Source organism: Sulfidibacter corallicola, from assembly GCF_017498545.1.
GTDB classification, from domain to species: domain Bacteria; phylum Acidobacteriota; class Holophagae; order Acanthopleuribacterales; family Acanthopleuribacteraceae; genus Sulfidibacter; species Sulfidibacter corallicola.
Genome location: NZ_CP071793.1, coordinates 10,121,842 through 10,139,710 on the forward strand (window position 1 = coordinate 10,121,842; position 17,869 = coordinate 10,139,710).

The window sequence follows — 17,869 nt, forward strand, 5'->3', positions numbered from 1 at the left end:
CGCCGTAACCTAAATTTCGACACCGCGATCACCCGAATCACCCGGAACGGAGGCTCGAGCATTCCCCGTTCCGGGTGAACCCCAGGTGTCAGGAAGCCGTTTCGTCGCCTTCGAGCGCCTGTTCCTTCAAGCGCTGCCGTGCCTCGGAGTCACTGCGCGACCAGAATACGGGATCGTGGTTCACGAAATTCATGCGGCGCGCCCGATCCGGATACAGCGACACGGCGAGATCGTGCATCTTTTGGGATGTACGCCGATAGTTGGGATGGCCTTGAGGCGTGGTGCGCAATTCGAGCATGTGCATGAGCGCGCGATCGTTCATGCCCAACAACCACCGCATTTTGTGGCCTTGAAGGAAGGCGTACTCGCGCTCGGTGGGGTGATGCGCATCCAGGTAGGCGAAAAGTTCTTCGGCAAGCGCCACCGTCTCGCGGGCAATGTCCCCCAAACCGGCCTCTTCCAACTCGCCCGGCATGTGGAATCCCATGTCCGGCACCAGGGCCTGGAACTGGATGGAGCCCATCCGGTGACGCATCAAGTCCTTGTAGACCGCCCATTCGGTCACGAGATCGAAGGTGTAGGGGTAACCGAACTCGATGCCGCGTTCGGGGCGGTCGCGTCGGGTGACCCGCTCGCCATAGTAGGTGTCGTAGATTTCCAGGCGTTGTTCGCGTGACATGCGTCGCACCCGTTGACGAATCACCTCGAACGGTGCCCGAACGTAGGTGAACAGCAGGGAAGCCAGGAAACCACACTCCTCTTCGTCGGCCCAAACCTCGGACAGCCGTTGCGCCGAGACGGGTCCGTCGCCGGCGAGTGCACCCGCCATGTTTTCGAAATCGGGACGCAGCAACTGAATCCCCGAATCGCGTCCCGACCGGCACAGCTCGGGAACCAGGCGCGGAACCAGCCGTCGCATCTGACGCTCGTTGGCGGCGGTGTAGTCAAGCAAGCGCGCGCGCTTCACGTAGTGCGGAATCACCTTGGTCAGTTCCTCGAAGGCGCGGCGCCCCAAATGACTGGCCTCGGCCAGCGGAGCGGTCATCATCTTCGAAATCAGATGTTGGAAAAACCGGCCGTTACCGAACAGGCCCACATTGGCCCTGGTGGCCAATGGCAGGAAGCTGCGCAGAATGTCGCAGGCCTTGGTTTTCAAATCGTTGCGATAGGTGCGCTCGAACACCTTGCGCGCCTTGTCGTCGGCCATGTCGGCGTAGGTGCTGCCCATGTCACCCAAATCGTACACGGCCTCTTCGACCGGCTTGTGCCGCTCCAACCACTGGTTGAGCGGCTGCCACATGCGCCCGTAATTGGCGAACATGCGGTCCATGCGGTCGCGGAACACCGCTTCGCCGGGTGTGTCTTTCAGGGATTCCGGACAATAATAATGATAGCCCCGTTCGGGATCCTTGAAGTCGTAGCGAACGTAGCGGGTCGATTGCTCGATCGGCGAGCCGCCGATGCGTCGGTGCTCGATTACCTTGGTGGCCAGCATCGAAATGTTCTCGAACGAGAGGTGCGCGCCTTCCAGTTCGCCCACCGAGTCGTCGCCGTAGGCGATCAGAACCCGCTCGATCAATTTGTAGGCCTTGGCCAGTTTCAGTTTGTCTTCTTTGACGAATTCTCGCAGCAGCGTTTCGCGCAATCCGGTTTCGGCTCGACTGTACCGAGCCATGACCGCACCCACGACGCCCTGAAGATTTTGAATGGCAAATACATCGTCTTCCAAATTGGTGACGTACTGCGCCAGCAACTCGCGCACGTCACCGCCTTTACCGGACACGCTAGATTCCAAAACCACCGCTCCACCATCAGAAGGATCTGAGCCCGAACGAATCTCGACAATCGCACCCGGAGAAAGCGGGTCAACGGCGTCGCAGCAGGCAAAGGCCCACCCCTCCCAGGGAAAGGAAATGAGCTTCGAACCGTTGTGCCCCAAATGTCGTTCCAGGACGTCCGAGCGCGGATCACGCCGTTCGGGTTCATCCCGCCAAGGGCCCCGTTCCTCACGAAAAACGAATGCGAGGGCACGGCCGGTGGCGGAATCCCGCCAAGCATACCACTCAACCGCCACGGGAAAAGGACAATCTTTGGCGGCCGACGATTCCGGTCGGGCGCACCTTGGGCGAAGGTGCCGAACGGTCCGAACGTTCCACTCCGCGGCGTCGTTCCCAGCCCCCTCGGCGGGGCACCGCCGCAGCCACCGAGCCCGGAGGACCGAACCCGGGAACACCGACCGTAGCCCACCTGGAGCACCTGTCGAAAGGGCATTCCCCGAACCGACCGAGCCTCCCATAAAGGGTGGACTCGGCCATCGGGCTTGGACGCCAACCGATCATCCGCAGCGCCTGGCACGGCGTCCAAAACCCGCTATCGCGTCCGGCCCCACCGTTTCGGCAAATCCTAGGATTCCGTTTTTGAATGACCCCTAGTTGAAGTCCCCGTTCCAAAGGGTCCGGACCCAACCGGAGAAGATTTCCATATCGACCACGAATGCGTTGAGATCGGGGTCTTTCCAAATGCCGTATTCGGTTTTGGCATCGGGATTCTTTTTGGCGCGGTAGCGCAGTTGGTGGGGTGAAAAAGGAATCAGCTTACACACGGCGGTCAGTAAAAACAGGCCGCGCTGCTGCAAAAGCAGGTTTCCGTTCCAGGCGGGATCGACGGCGACAATCTTCGACTTGAAGTGTTGGCGGTAGTAGGGCGCGAACACGGCCATGCGGACGACCCAATGGGTCCACATCTTGCGGACCCCCATCACATGCCAGGGGTTTTCCTCCCGCTTCAACAGATCCCCGGCGCGGCGTTTGACTTTCAAGGGATCGAGCTTCAGCAATCCGACCACATCTTTCAAATAAAAAATACTGCGCTGGTTGAGCAGGGTATCCGAATCCCACTGAGGATCCACTTCGCTCAATTCCATTTCATCTTCCGCAAAGATGCGCTCTACCATCGATTCAGACCTTCCTTATCTTTTGATTTTCAATCGGTCACGGCCCAAAGATGTAATCTCGAAATGGAGAATTCACCGCACCCACGTGACAGAGAAGTCTGTTTGTTCATAATGAGTTCAAATCTTACTCACGATTCCAGCCAATTTTCAAGAAAAATCAGGGGTTCACTCAGATTCATTCCTGACATTTAATCCGTACACACTGTGCGTTTTCAAGCGTTTACAAATCTGCCCACCAACGCACAAAAGCTCATCGGATAGTACTCATTAATTCTTGAAAAAATTCAAGCACCAAGCAGATGAACTCTCGTTCGGAGAAATTTCAATAACGAGCACGCCTGTATCTTCGAAACATCGAACAACACCGTCATTTTTGCGCCATTGCAGCGCAACCGATTGCAGCGGCCGTTACGCCCCGGCCGTTGTGGTCCTCAGCTTTTGGGGAGATTGGAAACGACTCGGCTTCTTTGAGTTGGGGACTTCCCCGTGATGCCGTGCGAGGAAGGGGGACGCATCATCCGCCACTTGAAACCAGCAGGGCCGCTCAGTGCTCCCTGCCCCCATAGTCTGAATTCCATTTGTATCTCCAAATCTTCGAAACGAACCTACCAAAAACCTTCCCAAAAGACAACGCGGAACTTGGCAGGTAGAAGAATTTTCGGAAAATTACATCAATACTCTTTTTCCCATTTGGTATTAACCATTCATTCTCAACCACAGCTCCATCTCTTGGAACGGTTGCCGATTTGATGACGCAATGCGCATATGTGGCTGAAGACCGATCCCAATCTTAAAGAATCCAATCCAATATGAAATCTCAACCCTCTACGAAATTTCACTGCGCTACGATATTCAACAAAGATCCTCCATGGCAACTCCTGCTATTGGGCCCACCCTGAAAGGTTTCGATGGCTCCAATCGCAAGATGAACCATCTTCGGTGGCTGTCTGGAGGCAGGGCCACATGGTGTCCGTCGATTGCACGCAGCGAACCACAGTCTTGACCGAGCCATCGAGAACGCTAACGGCACGAACCACGTAAACATTTAAAAAAAATTAACTTATAAAAATCATGATGATACGCCGTTTCCTTGTGGCGTTCCGCGTCGAACAGCCCCACACACCGCGAATCGGGATAAAAAACAAACTTTCTGGCGCATGTCGAACTTGGGTACAATGTGGTGTTTTCCGCCCCATACTACGAATCCCGAATCGATCACACGACAGGAGCCGCGATTGCCCCAGCATACCCATCACGCCCCCAAAAACCAGATACCGGCCGCCGACCGCTTCCGATCCGCGCAATTCCCCCGTGTCGCCCACGATGAACCGGCCGGGATCTCCCTGTTTCTGGAACGCTTGGCTCATGCCGATGCCGATTGCGCGATTTCCGTCACGACCCTGAACCGACTCTGGCACGAATGTGAGATGGACGACATCGAGCCATCCGCCGAACAGAACGCCACGAATACCGGGTCCCTCACATGGCATCCCGCCTCGTTCTGTCGATTGGCGGAAGGGCTCGGCGCGCTCCTGGTTCGGCATCCCTCGATGGCCCTCGCGATCGAACACATCGCCTTTCGCATCGGACTCGGCACCAGACGCGAACCCGCAGCATCGGCCGAATCGGGATTTGGTGTGTTCGGCCGCCCGTGGCACGACGAACCCCTGACCCTGAGTCCCTCACCAACTCAGACGGGCGCATGGGTGCTCGACGGCGTGGCGGTGAACCCCGGCCCCACATCCACACCGATGCTGCTGCCCGTCACCTTCACCGACCATTCGGCCACGAAATCGTCCGAAGAACGCAGTGCTTGGTTGCTGGTGAAGCCGCCCGAAACCTGTCGGGCGGCAACGGAAGGCGACGCGCCGCTGGTGGGAACCGTGACGCGATGGCAATTCAAATCTCTGGCGATCGAGGGAACCCAGCTCGTAGCGACATGGTCCACGGGCGATCCGACCTTTCGAAACGGGGGGAGCGAGTTTTTGGCACTTTGGTGGTGTTTCGTCGCCTCGGGCATGGCCAGCCAGATCATGGCCAACACGCCTATGGGGCCGGCAGGCTCGGGCGCCAACTTCGAATGGGAGCGGGAATGGTTCGCGGCCCGCACCCTCGCGGACCTCGCCCTCGTCCGCACCCCCCTTCAGAATGATGGCGCGGAACCGCTCGCCACCGCCATATCCGATCTCACGCGCATGGCTGCCGACAAAACGAGGCATACGGCGATTTGGATCCTGAACCAGGTCCAGGAGACCACCACCGCCTGGCAAAAGGGCACGCGAACACTCATGGCCTCGAGCGACTGGCTGCGAACCTGGGTCCCCAGCTTCAGCCCCCAGGGTCCGTTTTTCGCGAACCTGCCCATCCCCAATGCGAAACCCGAGGTCGAGACGCCGATCAGGTCGGCCGCCACCCCGGCCCCATCGGAGCCGGACCTCGCAAAAGGGCCCTTGACGGGCGTGCGGATCCTGGACTTCACACGCCTTTACCCCGGCCCACTGGCCACGATGCTGATGGCCGAAATGGGAGCCGACGTCATCAAGCTGGAAGATCCCGCACGCCCGGATCACATGCGCCAATACCCACCGTTCGTGGGCGATCAGGCGGCGGGACACCTGGCGGTCAACCGCTCGAAGCGAAGTCTCGCCATCGACACCGGCAACGAACGCGGCCAGGCCGTGATTCGCCGATTGCTGCCCGAGTTCGACGTGTTCATCGAAGGCTTCAAACCCGGGGTCATGGCTGCCATGGGACTGGATTTCGAGAACACCAGCGCCATCAACCCACGCTTGATCCAGGTCTCCGTCACCGGGTTCGGGCACACCGGTCCCTATCGCGACAAGGCCGGCCACGACCTCAACTACATCGGGTACAGCGGTCTTCTCGACGGCAATCGCGACGGGAACGGCACGCCGATCCTGCCGGGCGCCCAGGTCGCCGATGTCGCGGGCGGGGCCTACATGGCCGTCATCGGAACGCTGGCCGCGCTGCGCGCGCGCGACGCGGGGGGCAAGGGCCAGCACGTGGACGTGGCCATGTTGGACGGTGTCCTGCCGCTACTGAGCCTCCAGCTCGCCCACATGCAAGCCGCCACCGGAGGCGAACAACGCCCGGTGGATCTGCTTTCCGGCGGGCTACCGGCCTATGGCGTCTATCGATGTAAAGACGACAAATGGATTGCGCTCGGCATGTTGGAACCCAAGTTTTGGAAACGCTTCTGCGGGTGCGTCGGCAAACCGGACTGGGTAGGACGGCATTTCGAAATGGGTATCGCAGGAAAAGGCCTGAGAGAAGAGCTGAGCGCCCTGTTCGCCACGCGCACGCGCGACGCCTGGGTGGCCTTGACCGAAGAGGCGAACGCCTGTCTCAGCCCGATCCTGACATCCTCGGAACTCGCGGCGGACGCCCAACTCCAGGCCCGCGGCATGCTGCCCGAACCGAGCCCGCCAAAGGGTCTTCGTTTCTTTGGCGCGGGTATTCCGCTGAAATTCTCAGGTACTCCCGGAACCATGCGCGGCCCGGCACCCGAATTGGGCGCCGACACCGAGGCGGTCTTGCGCGACCTGGGCATGAATCCCGAGGAGATCGAATCGTTGAAGCGCGACAAGGTGATTTGGACGGTGTGACGAACGGCCACGACGCCGCGAGCGGCAGGTGCCATCCGTCACCCATCCCGTTCAGCCCATGAACATGCCGGCGACCGTGGCCGTGGTCCAGGAAGCCAAAGCCCCGCCAAACATGGCGCGCAGTCCGACCCGGGCCAAATCCCCGCGACGCTCGGGCGCCAGCGCGCTCAGGCCGCCGATCTGAATACCCACCGAACTGAAGTTGGCGAAACCGCAGAGTGAATAGGTGGCGATGCGTGCCGCACGCTCGGGAAGCACACCTTCCTGGATGTAGTGCCCGAGGCTGCCGAAGGCGACGAACTCGTTGAGGCTCAGCTTCACGCCGAGGAGGTTGCCCACCGCGGGGGCGTCTTCCCAGGGAACGCCCATCAGGAAGGCGAGTGGTCGCAGCACGTGTCCGAAGAAGGTTTGAAGGGAACCCGGGAACCAACCCGCGTATTCGCCCGTCACCGGCGAGGAGCCGGTAAATTCATAATCGTAGTACTCACCGCCCAGGATGCGACCGTCGATGAGTCCGTCGAACAGCGCGAGAATGCTGTCCAACACCGCGATCAAGGCGATGAAACCGATCAACATGGCGCCGACGTTCATGGCGAGCTTGAAGCCGTCGCTGATGCCACTGGTCGCCGCCTCCAGGACGTTGTCGCCCACATCGATTTTGGGCAACGGTACGTCGCCGGCGGTTTCGGAGTGCTCGGATTCCGGGAAGATGATCTTGCCGATGACCAGCGCGGCAGGTGCCGACATCACGCTGGCCGCGATCAAATCGCCGGCGTCGACGCCCATGTTGATATATCCGGCCAACACACCGCCCGCGATCGTCGCGAACCCGCCGACCATGATCGTCAGCAGTTCCGAGTTGGTCATTTTCATCAAAAAGGGTTTGATCAACAGCGGGGCTTCGGTTTGCCCGACGAACACGTTGGCACTGCAGGAAAGGGTTTCGGCACCACTGGTTCCGATCGTCCAACGCATGAACTTGCTCATGGCCTCGATGATGCGTTGCATGATGCCCAGGTAGTAGAGCACGCTCATGACCCCGCCGAAAAAGATGATGGTCGGCAAAACCACGAAGGCGAACTGGAACCCGAATCCAGGGAACGGATCGGCCGGACCGAAATGGTTGCGATCGGCGAGGTTGCCAAACAGGAACTGGGCGCCGAAATCGGAAAAGCCCAGAAAGTAGGTGACGCCGTCGCTGAATTTGCTGAAGAGATCCTGACCGTACAGACGGTCGCCGATCAATCCGGAAACGAGAAGCGCGATAAAACCGGCCGAAAGCCAAGGCTGTATCTGTTCCCGTTTCACCACAAAAGCGTTGATCACCATGCCGGAAAGCAACAACCCGACCAGGATCCACACCGGGAACACCTGGTGAAGGTAGTACCCCGCGGTACCCAAAACCAGACCACCCAGACTGAAGACGGCGGCTTCCGTGGTGCGGCTGGCACCCTCCTGTCCCGCCTCGGCGCCACCGGAGCCGAGACTGACCTTGCGCAAACAGAAATTCACCAGCAACAGGCCCAAAAGGGCCATGCCGGCAAAGCTCAAGTCGTTTTGATTCAAAATGATCAGGGCAAAAGTGAACTGAAGTCCCATTCCCCACAAGATCGGCTTCACATTGACCTTCCACCGATCGAAAGAAAGCAGCCACGCAATGAAGAGCAGCGCGATCAACCCCACCAAACTCATCAATCTCATCGAGAAACTCCCAAATCTCCAGGGTCCAAAAGTCATCGATACAAGGACGGTTTCCGCCACGGAGCAATCGGCAATGACCAAACCTTGATGTCAAGTAGGTGGAGAGTTTACCCCATGGCCAAAGTGCTTGTCACAATGATTTTCCGCTGATGCCAACCCCTACGCGTCGGACGAGGCCGATCGGGGCGCGAGATTTGGGTGTTGGCAATCGGGGGAAAACCAACTAAAGTAGAGGGCTCTCGAGACCTAGCCCGGCGATCAGGACCCCGTCACGAAGCCAAGAGCCGCACGCGATTCGCGTTTCTCGGCACCCGGCATCGCTGTCGCCCGAGGCATCCGAACATCTCGGTCACTCGAGCTGAAAACCCGTGGGGACAAGGCACTCGGGGCGACGGGCCTCCCCGATCTGCCGCGAACGATCCAACGGTTCCAAAGGGAGAAGGTAGGAGGAAACCGGAAATGACGGAAACACAGGACACATGGCGGAAGGCAGAAGAAACGAAAGCCTTTTTGATGGAGAGGGTTCCCAATTTCAACCCGCGAATCGGCATCGTGTTGGGTTCGGGTTTGGGCCAATTTGCACGCCGCATCGAGGTGAACGCCACGATACCTTACGGAGACATTCCGCATTTCCGGCCGACGAGTGTGGCGGGCCACCCGGGCAATTTGATTTTCGGCACCCTTGCGGGTCACCAGATCGTTTGCCAACAAGGTCGCTATCATTATTATGAGGGTCACTCCATCTCGGAGACCATTTTCCCGATCCGCGTCATGAAGGCACTGGGGGTAGAAACCCTGATCGTGTCCAACGCGGCGGGCGGTATCAACCTCGACTTTCGCAAGGGCGACATCATGTTGATCCGCGACCAGATCAACTTTCAAGGAACCAACCCTTTGATCGGCCCCAACGCGGCCGAATTCGGTCCGCGTTTTCCGGACATGACCCACGCCTTCGACCCCGAATACGCGGAAGCGATGCTGGCGGTCGCCAAGGAAATGGGCATCACCTTGAAGCAGGGTGTCTACATCTCCGTAACCGGCCCCTCCTACGAAACCCCGGCCGAGATCCGCATGTTCCGCGCCTGGGGCGCCGACGCGGTGGGCATGTCCACCGCCAACGAAGTCATCGCGGCCAACCATTGCGGCATGCGCGTCCTGGGGCTGTCCTGCATCAGCAACGAGGCCGCGGGCATCACCGACGAAAAGCTCTCTCACGACGATGTGGGCGACGTGGTCAGCCGCATGAGTGAACGTTTCGAATCGCTGGTGGAAGCGTGGGTGAAGGCGCGATGAGTATCAAGGAAAGAACCCTGGTCAAAGCCGCCTGGCTGGCACGCGATCGCGCCCATGCCCCCTACTCCGGATTCAAGGTCGGCGCCGTCATCGAAAACGACAAGGGCCAAATGTTTACCGGCTGCAACGTGGAAAACGCCAACTATACCTGCGGGCTCTGCGCCGAGCGGACCGCCATCGTCAAGGCGGTCAGCGAAGGCGCCTTGAAGCCGGGGACCTTGCGCAAGGTGGTGATCGCGGCCAAGGCCGAGCGCCCGGCAGGTCCCTGCGGCAGTTGCCGCCAGGTGATCGAGGAGTTCGCGGCCGAAGACACGCTGATCGTGCTTTCCAACGAGCCGGGCAAGGTGGCCATGTCGATGCCGCATCGCGAGTTACTGCCCCACGCTTTCAATGGCCGTGACCTGGCCGACGCACCGAAATAGGCACCGCTACAAACGCATCCCGGCGGCGATCGATCCGCCGGCGGGCCCCGGCGCCCAGGTAGTGCCCATCCAAAAACGATAGAACGACAACGCCCAAGGTAGTTTGACTGGCTGGGCACGGTATCGGGTCTCAGCCGCCAGGCATTTGCAAGATACGTGTTCAAAGGTATTTAGCTGACATCGAATACCTGGCTGCCGATACCGGTCGGCGTTGACAAATCGGCCGATTCAAAGGCGCACTTCCAGAAAAACCCTGTTTTTGGATGAGCGCCAAGTCGCATTCGCGCGGGTCGCTTCGACGCGTCGGAAGCAGCCGACCGTAGAAATCCAGACCGGCTTGTCAGATCTGCCACGACCCGAACCGCGGACCCACATCCAAATTCTCACCTTTGATTGCAAAGCTCTCATCTCTCGAAATGAGCGGCGTCGTCACATCTTGTAATAAATAATCTCCAGACATTTTCCGATACCTAAAATATCACCACAAGCTACCTTTTCTACATTCCCGAGACCGGTGCCGCATCGGATTCGGCAACAGGATGGAGCCATGACCTGTCAAGCGCTTGTAAGGTATTGGGTGGTATCACTTTGCCTACTCATTTCGAGCCCCTCGATCGCAGCCGATTTCGAGGACGATTTCGCCGAAGTCGACCTCTCCCTCGAAGAACTGCTGACGCTTTCCATCACGACCGCTTCCAAAATCGCGGTGAGTGCGGCCGATGCGCCAGGCATCGTCTCGGTCATCACCCGGGAACAGATCCAGGGCCGCGGCGCCCGCACCCTGGCCGACGTGCTCAGCATGGTGCCCGGCATCACCGTGGCCCGAAGCCTTCAAAACGGGTACAACACCACGATTCTGGTGCGCGGCTCCTTCTCGCTGAACTCGGAAGATATCTTGATTCTGAAGGACGGCAAACGCATGAACGACGCCTTCACCGGCGGCGGTGTCACCTTCACACCGGACTATCCGGTGGGGCACATCAAACAAATCGAAATCATTCGCGGCCCGGGAAGCGCACTCTACGGCGCCAACGCCTTCGTGGGCGTGATCAACATCATCACGGACCGCGACCAGGAAGACAACCGCGTGTCGCTCCGTGCCGGTGATCACCGCGGCTGGTTCACCAGCGCCACGCTGCGCCGCCAGTTCTCGCCACACGCGCGGCTGGGCATCGACCTGGATTTCGTCAACAACGAGTTGGAAGACATTCCCGTAAACGGCTTTAGCCAGTTCCCGGAGGGTCCGGCGTTCGTGCCCTCGGCCACCTTCTCCGATAGGGTGACGGGTGACGCGAAGCAGATGTTCACTGTGGATCTGTTCCTGGAAATCTCTCGCTTCACGATCGGTTTCGAGTACGCCGATACGAAGCAGCGCAACAACTGGGGGCACGGCATTCCCAAGGATCCCCACATCGTATCCGAGGGTGTGGCCCTCGATTTGGGCCAGGACGTCTTCAGCAACCGCGACAAGGCCCGTTTCGTGCGCGCTTCCCTGAAATACGAGCGCGCCTTCTCGGATCGGCTTTCGCTCACCTGGCTCAGCGGTTACAACGACTTCCACAACTTCACGAACTACCGAATCGGCGCCAATGCCTCTCACGGCCCTTGGGTCTACAGCGGGACCGGCATCGGCGCGTCGTTCTTCTACGATCGCGACACCCAGACCACCTTTTCCGATCTGAGCCTGAGCTGGTTTCCCAGCGAAAGCCACAGTCTCGTCGTCGGTCTCGATTACCAACGGGACGAACAGGATGCGACCTTCTCGCACGTGACCTTTCCCCCGGTTCCGCCGCGGGACCAGGTGGTGCCCGCCTATCACAACGGCAGCGTCATTCTCCCCGGGACCCGCCGCATCCTGGCGGCCTACGCCCAACACACCTGGACACCGCACGAAAAACTGGGCCTGACGCTCGGCGCGCGTTTCGACGATTACGACGACTTCGGAAGCTCCTTCAATCCCCGCCTGGCCGTGGTCTATCACCTCAGCGAGGCGATCCACCTCAAGGCACTCTATGGCGAGGCCTTTCGGGCGCCCTCTTTTTCCGAGAAAAACCAATCGTTCACGATCTACATCCCCAATCCCGACTTGGAACCCGAGGAACTGGAAACCTACGAACTGCAGTGCAACGTGCAACCCAACAAGCATTGGTTCTTTTCCCTGACGGGGTTCCAGTACGACGTGGATCAGGTCATCAACCAGATCTCCACCAACACCAACCCGCAAAACCCGGGCGAGACCCAATTCCGCAATTTCGGGTTGCGGGAGGGCAAGGGCATCGAGGCCGAACTGCGTTATCAGGGTCGTCAGGGGCACGACTTCTACGTGAATTTCAGTCAGGTGGAAGTCGAAGACATCTTGGCGGGCGAGGCCTTCCCCGTCAGCGCCATTCCGGAGCGGAGCCTGAACGCGGGGTTTCAACTGCACTTCATGGAGAAGCGGCTTTCGATCTCCGCCAACATGTGGCACCGCACCGACTGGCAGGAACAGGATCCGACCAGTCTCCCCTTCCCCGGTATTCCCGGTGGGGTGCCATTTTTAGAAACGCTTCGCTTCGAGGATGCCACGGTGGTCGACCTCCACGGAGCCTACGAGATTCGCGAGAATGTGCGCGGCTCGCTCACCGTCATCAACGTCGGTGACGCGCATCCGCAATTCGGCGATCTGCACAGCTTCGCCCCGGCCGGCATCACGACCGAACGCCGCCAGGTCATCGCCGGCATCAACTATCGCTATTGACGGTACTCGTTTGAAACGAATCCGTCTGGAGTGAATTATTGTCAAGAGATTCGCGGTGCCCCGTCGGCGCAGCAGGGGCGGTAAGCCCGCTGACTGAACATGTCGAAGTGACCCATGATCAGAGTTCCCGTATGCTTTAAGTGTCGGCGCGGCAGTAGGTTGGCCGGCCCGGCCGACACTTCGAAGCAGCCCAGGCTTCGCAAGATCGAGTGGTAATAGAGCGAAGCAGGTAATTCGGGGCTCCAGATCTTTCGATGATCGATTTCGATCTTTACCCAGTCGCTTCGATTGGTGGAGCAAGCTGCTCCACCTACAGGCTTTACGTCTCTTGCGCGCGTGCGGGCTCTCCGAATCGGCTCGCTTCGGGTTGTTTGTTTCTCGAAACCGAGCTGGGTATGCCCGCTGGCCCGCGGCCCTCATGCTACAGACTCATAAAGTTCGAACATAGGGTCGAGATTTCGAATCGGCCCATTGGTCGAAAATTCCGTCATAAAGTCGTTCTAGCGCCCTGAGCGGATCCGGCCTCAAGGCGCCGGCTCGATCCGGCCGTTCCGAGCCATCGGCAGGGTCAGCGTGAACACGGCGCCCTTCCCCTTGCCGGCCGATTCGGCCGTCAGGGTGCCGTCCATGTCCTTCAAAAAAATATGGCTGGAGTGAAGGCCGAACCCGTGGCCGGTCTCTTTGGTGGTGAACCCGAATTTGAAGAGTCTCTCCCGTTCCGGAGCCGTGAATCCCACCCCGTTGTCCTTGACCGAGAGTCCCGCACGCCCCGATCTGGCCGTGAAGGTTGAAATCACGATCTTGCGGTGTCTCTTGTCCAGTGCGAGTACCGCTTCCTTGGCGTTCTGCAGCAGGTTGCCCAGCACCTGAATCATTTTGGCCTTTTGAACCGTGACGGGAATCTCGTCGCCGAAGTGACAGATCACCTTGACCCGATGCCGGTCCAGACTGCCGATCATCAACTCCAAGGTGATGCGTACCAGGTCGTTGAGATCGGCCGATTCCAGAAAGGCCGGTCCTTCCGCATAGGCTTGCTGGGTCTGGATCACTTGCGAGATGGTCTTGGTATGGCTGAGGATGATGCCCGACTCGTGACCGAGCAGATCGAATTTCTTGGAGAGCGCCAGCTCGAGCTGGGCCAAGCACTCCGTCACCAATGTCCCTTTGGTATCGTGATCCAGGAAGGAACCCAGGTCGCCTTTATGGGTTTCGATCATCTCGTTGATGCGGTGGATCAGCGGCAGGTGGGAATCGTCCACGGCGATCTTGATCAGGTCACTGGACACCCTCACACTGTTGAGCAGGTTGCCGATGTTGTGGAGCACGCCGGTCGCGATTTCGGCCATCCCGGCGCGATGGGCGATTTCGACCATTACCTTGTGGGTTTGTTCCAGCTCTTCGGTTCGCTTGGCCACCCGTTCTTCCAGGATTTCATTCAGCTTTCGCAGCCCGTCCATCGAATCCTGGCGCTCCAGTTCCACCCCGGCCCGGCTGGCGAAGAACTCGATGATGGGTTTGTGTTCCTCCACCCGGGTCATCGGTTTCGTGTCCAGGCAGGCCAGAAGTCCGAGCAAGCTGCCGTCGGCGTTGAGAATCGGACACCCGATGTAGGACACGACCCCCATTTCCTTCAATTCGTGATCGTTGGGAAAGGTACGGTGAACCGAAATCGGGTAGACACAGACGCGCCGACCCGAAAGCACTTGATCACAGGGCGTTTCATCCAACTGGTATTCGAAGTTCTCGACGAAGTGGTCCCCCGACCAGAGGGAAACGGTGCGCACGGTTCGCTCGCGCGGCGGGCTGAGGACGCGCCCGACGAAGGCGTATTTGTAGCCGAGCTTCCGGGCGAGATTCTGGACGATCAGCTTCACGTAATCCGTGCCCGTCGCCAGGCGACCCAAGCCCAGGATCTCGTCGATCACCTTCCGTTCCCGCTGGTCGCGATACTGCTGAAGGGCATTGCGGATCCAATGGCACAGCGATTTGGGGTGAATGTCGGCGCTGGCGCGCACATCGCTCACATCGTACAGTCGGAGCACCGCTTCCGGCGGGCACCGAACGGGATCGTCGAGAACCAGGCTGATGCGGGTGCCGCTGCAGACCGGGGCGTTGCGGATCACCTGAAGCTGGACGAGGGCCTTGGCCGGATCGCGCATCGCCAAAAAGAGCACAGGCCATTCACCTTCGGGTATGACCGCCAGCGGCGCCGACCATACCTCGAATCCCACCTCGAGATCGGAAACTTTCGAGACGGCTGCGGAGAGAGAGGCTTCCACATCGGGACAATCGGTGAGGAGGACGACCTTCAGGGTCGAGGGGCCGGGCATGGATAACTCCTAATGAGTTATGTCGGTCATTCCGCAAATTCGCTTACTTTTTGGTCCATTGTACTCGCTCTCGCCCATGGGGGTCAGGTAGAAAAGCCCGCACCGACTGAAGAGTGGCGAGGGGTGCGACCCTCGTCCGACAGGGCGCCGCCAGTCGAAAATCACTTTTTCCTTCGATTCCTTTTGGTTTGGCGGGGCGAGGGGATTCTATGGTTGAATAGCCGATACCCCGTCGTAAGCTTCCGCGACCTATTCGGTGCCGACGGATGGGCTCGGCGTTGGCCGAAGGCCCTCGAGATCGCTTTTATCTCTTATGACATCACCTTTCTCGTTCAGGTATGGAGCATCCCATCATGCAGTCTCCCAAGGAAAACCGTTTCGTACGGGCGGCGAGCCGTTTTCTGGTCGACCGCCCCTTCACATCGATGGCGTTGGGTGTGCTTCTCATCGCACTGATGGTCACCGGGTTGCCCCGCCTTCAGTCCGATTTCAGCTATCGCATGTGGTTCCGCGAAAGCGATCCCCTCCTGAAGACGTTCGACGAATTCGAACGCCAATTCGGCAACGACGAAACGGTTGCCCTTGCCCTGCACAGCGAATCCGGGATCTTCGACGTCGAATCGGCCGAACTGCTCCAACGCCTGACCGACGATCTTTGGCAGATTCCGGAGATGATCCGGGTCGATTCCCTGGCGAACTACAATTGGGTCCATGCCGAAGGCGACGACATGTTCGTCGACCCGTTTTTCCCGGACGACGAGCCGCTGACCGCCGAACTGTTGAAGCGGCGGCGCCAGATCGCGCTCGATCACGAGATCCTGCCGGGCTACCTGATTTCCCAAGACGGCCGTACCGCGCTGATCTTCGGCACCCTGAAACCCGCGATCGGCGGTACCCCGGATTTCGAAGTCGTGGTTAACGGCATTCGAAAGATGTTGCGCACCTATGCCCACAACCCCGAACTCACGGACGATTTTCTCGACGATTTGTACCTGCCCCATTATCGCGGGCCCGGCGACTACCAAATCTACGTGAGTGGCTCGGCGGCCGTGAATCAATCCTTCAAGGACGTGACCCAACGAGATTTGCGGATCATGGTGCCCATTCTGCTCGCCACGATCGTGCTTTTCCTGTTTTTTTCCTTCAGGCGGGTCTCGGGCGTGCTTCTGCCGTTCGTGGTCATTGGCCCCAGCATCTTCATGGCGCTTGGATTTGCAGGCTGGACCGGCTTCAAGTTCAACAACCTGACGGCCACCATTCCCCAAATCCTCATTTCCATCGCCATCGCCGATTCGGTGCACATCCTGGTCACCTACTTTCAATACCGCAAATCCGGGCTGGGTCCCGTCGACGGGGTCGAAAAAACCCTACTGAAGAATTTCACGCCCACCCTGCTGACAAGTTTCTCCACCATGCTCGGTTTCTTCAGCTTCGCCACGGCCGAACTGGTCCCGATTGTGGGGTTGGGCGTGCTGGCCGGCGTGGGCACCCTCTTCGCCTGGCTGGTTACCATTTTGATTCTCTGCCCGCTGCTGTCCTTGTTGCCGATCAAGGTCCGCGGCGACAGCGAACGCCACAAGCCCAACGCGCCCCACCCCTTGGCGGTGCGCTACGCGCGTTGGTTGCGCAACAACGGGAAGCTGGTGATCGCGGGTTACGGCCTGATCACCCTGGTCGCCCTGATCGCGGCCTTCCAAAACGATATCAACGCCAATGCCTACCATTACTTCGCGCCCGAAACCCACCTCCGCATCGCCAATCAGTTCATGGAAGATCGGGTTGGCGGGACTTCGGCCATCGAACTGTCGATCGACAGTGGCCAGGCAGACGGCATCAAGGACCCCTCTTTTCTGAAGCGGGTCGGAGAGCTCCAGGAATGGGCCGAATCCCGCCCCCAACTCACCAAGACCATCGCGATCACCGACATCATCAAACAATCCAACCGCTCCCTCCACGGTGAGGATCCCGCGGCCTACCTAATTCCGGAAGACCGGGAATTGGTCGCCCAGGAACTGTTCCTCTATACCCTGAGCCTTCCGCCCGGCATGGATCTCAACAACCGCATGTCCCTGGACAACCGGCGGCTGCGACTTACGATCATGACCTCGATTCACGAGACCGCACGCTCCCTGGAAGAGTTCGAGGTCATCATGGCCAAGGCAAAGGAGCTCGGTCTCGACGCGACGCTCACGGGGAAAATGCCGCTGTACAGCCAAATGAACGGCCACGTCGTCCGGGCCTTCATTCGATCGATCGGGCTCGCGGTCGTCCTGATCGCCATCCTCATGGTTTTCGTGCTCCGCTCGTGGAAAATCGGCTTGCTTTCCATGATTCCCAACACGATTCCCTTGATCCTGGGCGGCATGCTCATGACGCTGTCCTCCAAGCCCCTGGACATCGGAACGGTGTTGGTGTTCAGCACCTGCATGGGCATCGCGGTCGACGACACCGTACATTTTCTGACCAACTACCTGCGATGGCGGAAAGCGGGCCTGGAAAGCGATGTGGCGGTGGCTCAGGTGCTGACCCATACCGGGCCCGCCCTGCTGGTGACCACCCTGATCCTCGCGGCCGGTTTCGGAACTTTCGCATTCGCATCCTTCGTGCCCAACATCAATTTCGGGATCATGTCCGCGACCGTGTTGACCACCGCGCTGGTCACCGATGGGACGCTGTTACCGGCCCTGATGGTCGGCATGGGTGAAGCGGCATCGACCGCGGCCGCCCCCGGCGGAGAAGCCATCGACGCGACGGCCTGAACCCCGGGAAGACGCGCACAACTGGCATGCTTGAAGTGTCCTGGGTTT

The 17,869-nt window shown here is 59.3% G+C and carries 9 protein-coding genes; 5 read left to right on the top strand and 4 right to left on the bottom strand.

Annotated elements, in window-relative coordinates; translation table 11 throughout:
• Positions 1 to 88: 88 nt before the first annotated feature.
• Entirely contained in the window at positions 89 to 1,783 is a 1,695-nt protein-coding gene (locus J3U87_RS30600) for an FAD-dependent thymidylate synthase (RefSeq protein WP_237379598.1), read from the bottom strand.
• 645 nt (positions 1,784 to 2,428) lie between these two features.
• Entirely contained in the window at positions 2,429 to 2,953 is a 525-nt protein-coding gene (locus J3U87_RS30605) for a hypothetical protein (RefSeq protein ID WP_237379599.1), read from the bottom strand.
• Between the two features lie 1,235 nt (positions 2,954 to 4,188).
• Between J3U87_RS30605 and J3U87_RS30610 the strand changes: the two genes are divergently transcribed.
• Positions 4,189 to 6,579: a CaiB/BaiF CoA transferase family protein gene (locus tag J3U87_RS30610; RefSeq protein WP_237379600.1), complete on the top strand. Its 2,391-nt coding sequence runs from the start codon at positions 4,189 to 4,191 to the stop codon at positions 6,577 to 6,579.
• 51 nt (positions 6,580 to 6,630) lie between these two features.
• Here J3U87_RS30610 and J3U87_RS30615 read toward each other — a convergent pair whose 3' ends face one another.
• Positions 6,631 to 8,280, bottom strand: coding sequence for a NupC/NupG family nucleoside CNT transporter (locus J3U87_RS30615; protein WP_237379601.1), 1,650 nt, complete (start codon positions 8,278 to 8,280; stop codon positions 6,631 to 6,633).
• 459 nt (positions 8,281 to 8,739) lie between these two features.
• On the opposite strand from J3U87_RS30615, the gene J3U87_RS30620 reads away from it, so the two are divergent.
• From J3U87_RS30620 to J3U87_RS30630, 3 genes are all read left to right on the top strand, one after another.
• On the top strand, positions 8,740 to 9,573 hold the full coding sequence (locus J3U87_RS30620; protein ID WP_237379602.1) for a purine-nucleoside phosphorylase: 834 nt from the start codon (positions 8,740 to 8,742) through the stop codon (positions 9,571 to 9,573).
• Positions 9,570 to 9,995, top strand: coding sequence for a cytidine deaminase (cdd, locus tag J3U87_RS30625; protein ID WP_237379603.1), 426 nt, complete (start codon positions 9,570 to 9,572; stop codon positions 9,993 to 9,995). The genes J3U87_RS30620 and cdd overlap by 4 nt, the downstream gene beginning before the upstream one ends.
• A 547-nt stretch (positions 9,996 to 10,542) precedes the next feature.
• Positions 10,543 to 12,732, top strand: a complete 2,190-nt coding sequence (locus tag J3U87_RS30630) for a TonB-dependent receptor plug domain-containing protein (protein WP_237379604.1) — start codon at positions 10,543 to 10,545, stop codon at positions 12,730 to 12,732.
• A gap of 524 nt (positions 12,733 to 13,256) precedes the next feature.
• Here the strand turns inward: J3U87_RS30630 and J3U87_RS30635 are convergent.
• Positions 13,257 to 15,062 carry an ATP-binding protein gene (locus J3U87_RS30635; protein ID WP_237379605.1) on the bottom strand — a complete coding sequence of 602 codons (1,806 nt, stop codon included), beginning with the start codon at positions 15,060 to 15,062 and terminating at the stop codon, positions 13,257 to 13,259.
• 353 nt (positions 15,063 to 15,415) lie between these two features.
• On the opposite strand from J3U87_RS30635, the gene J3U87_RS30640 reads away from it, so the two are divergent.
• Positions 15,416 to 17,821: an efflux RND transporter permease subunit gene (locus tag J3U87_RS30640; protein WP_237379606.1), complete on the top strand. Its 2,406-nt coding sequence runs from the start codon at positions 15,416 to 15,418 to the stop codon at positions 17,819 to 17,821.
• The last annotated feature ends 48 nt before the right edge of the window (positions 17,822 to 17,869 follow it).

Bases quoted from the DNA above. Each gene is read 5' to 3' on its own strand.
- J3U87_RS30605 (WP_237379599.1), bottom strand. From the start codon at position 2,953: ATGGTAGAGCGCATCTTTGCGGAAGATGAAATGGAATTGAGCGAAGTG.
- J3U87_RS30615 (WP_237379601.1), bottom strand. From the start codon at position 8,280: ATGAGATTGATGAGTTTGGTGGGGTTGATCGCGCTGCTCTTCATTGCG.
- J3U87_RS30620 (WP_237379602.1), top strand. From the start codon at position 8,740: ATGACGGAAACACAGGACACATGGCGGAAGGCAGAAGAAACGAAAGCC.
- cdd (WP_237379603.1), top strand. From the start codon at position 9,570: ATGAGTATCAAGGAAAGAACCCTGGTCAAAGCCGCCTGGCTGGCACGC.
- J3U87_RS30630 (WP_237379604.1), top strand. From the start codon at position 10,543: ATGACCTGTCAAGCGCTTGTAAGGTATTGGGTGGTATCACTTTGCCTA.
- J3U87_RS30635 (WP_237379605.1), bottom strand. From the start codon at position 15,062: ATGCCCGGCCCCTCGACCCTGAAGGTCGTCCTCCTCACCGATTGTCCC.
- J3U87_RS30640 (WP_237379606.1), top strand. From the start codon at position 15,416: ATGCAGTCTCCCAAGGAAAACCGTTTCGTACGGGCGGCGAGCCGTTTT.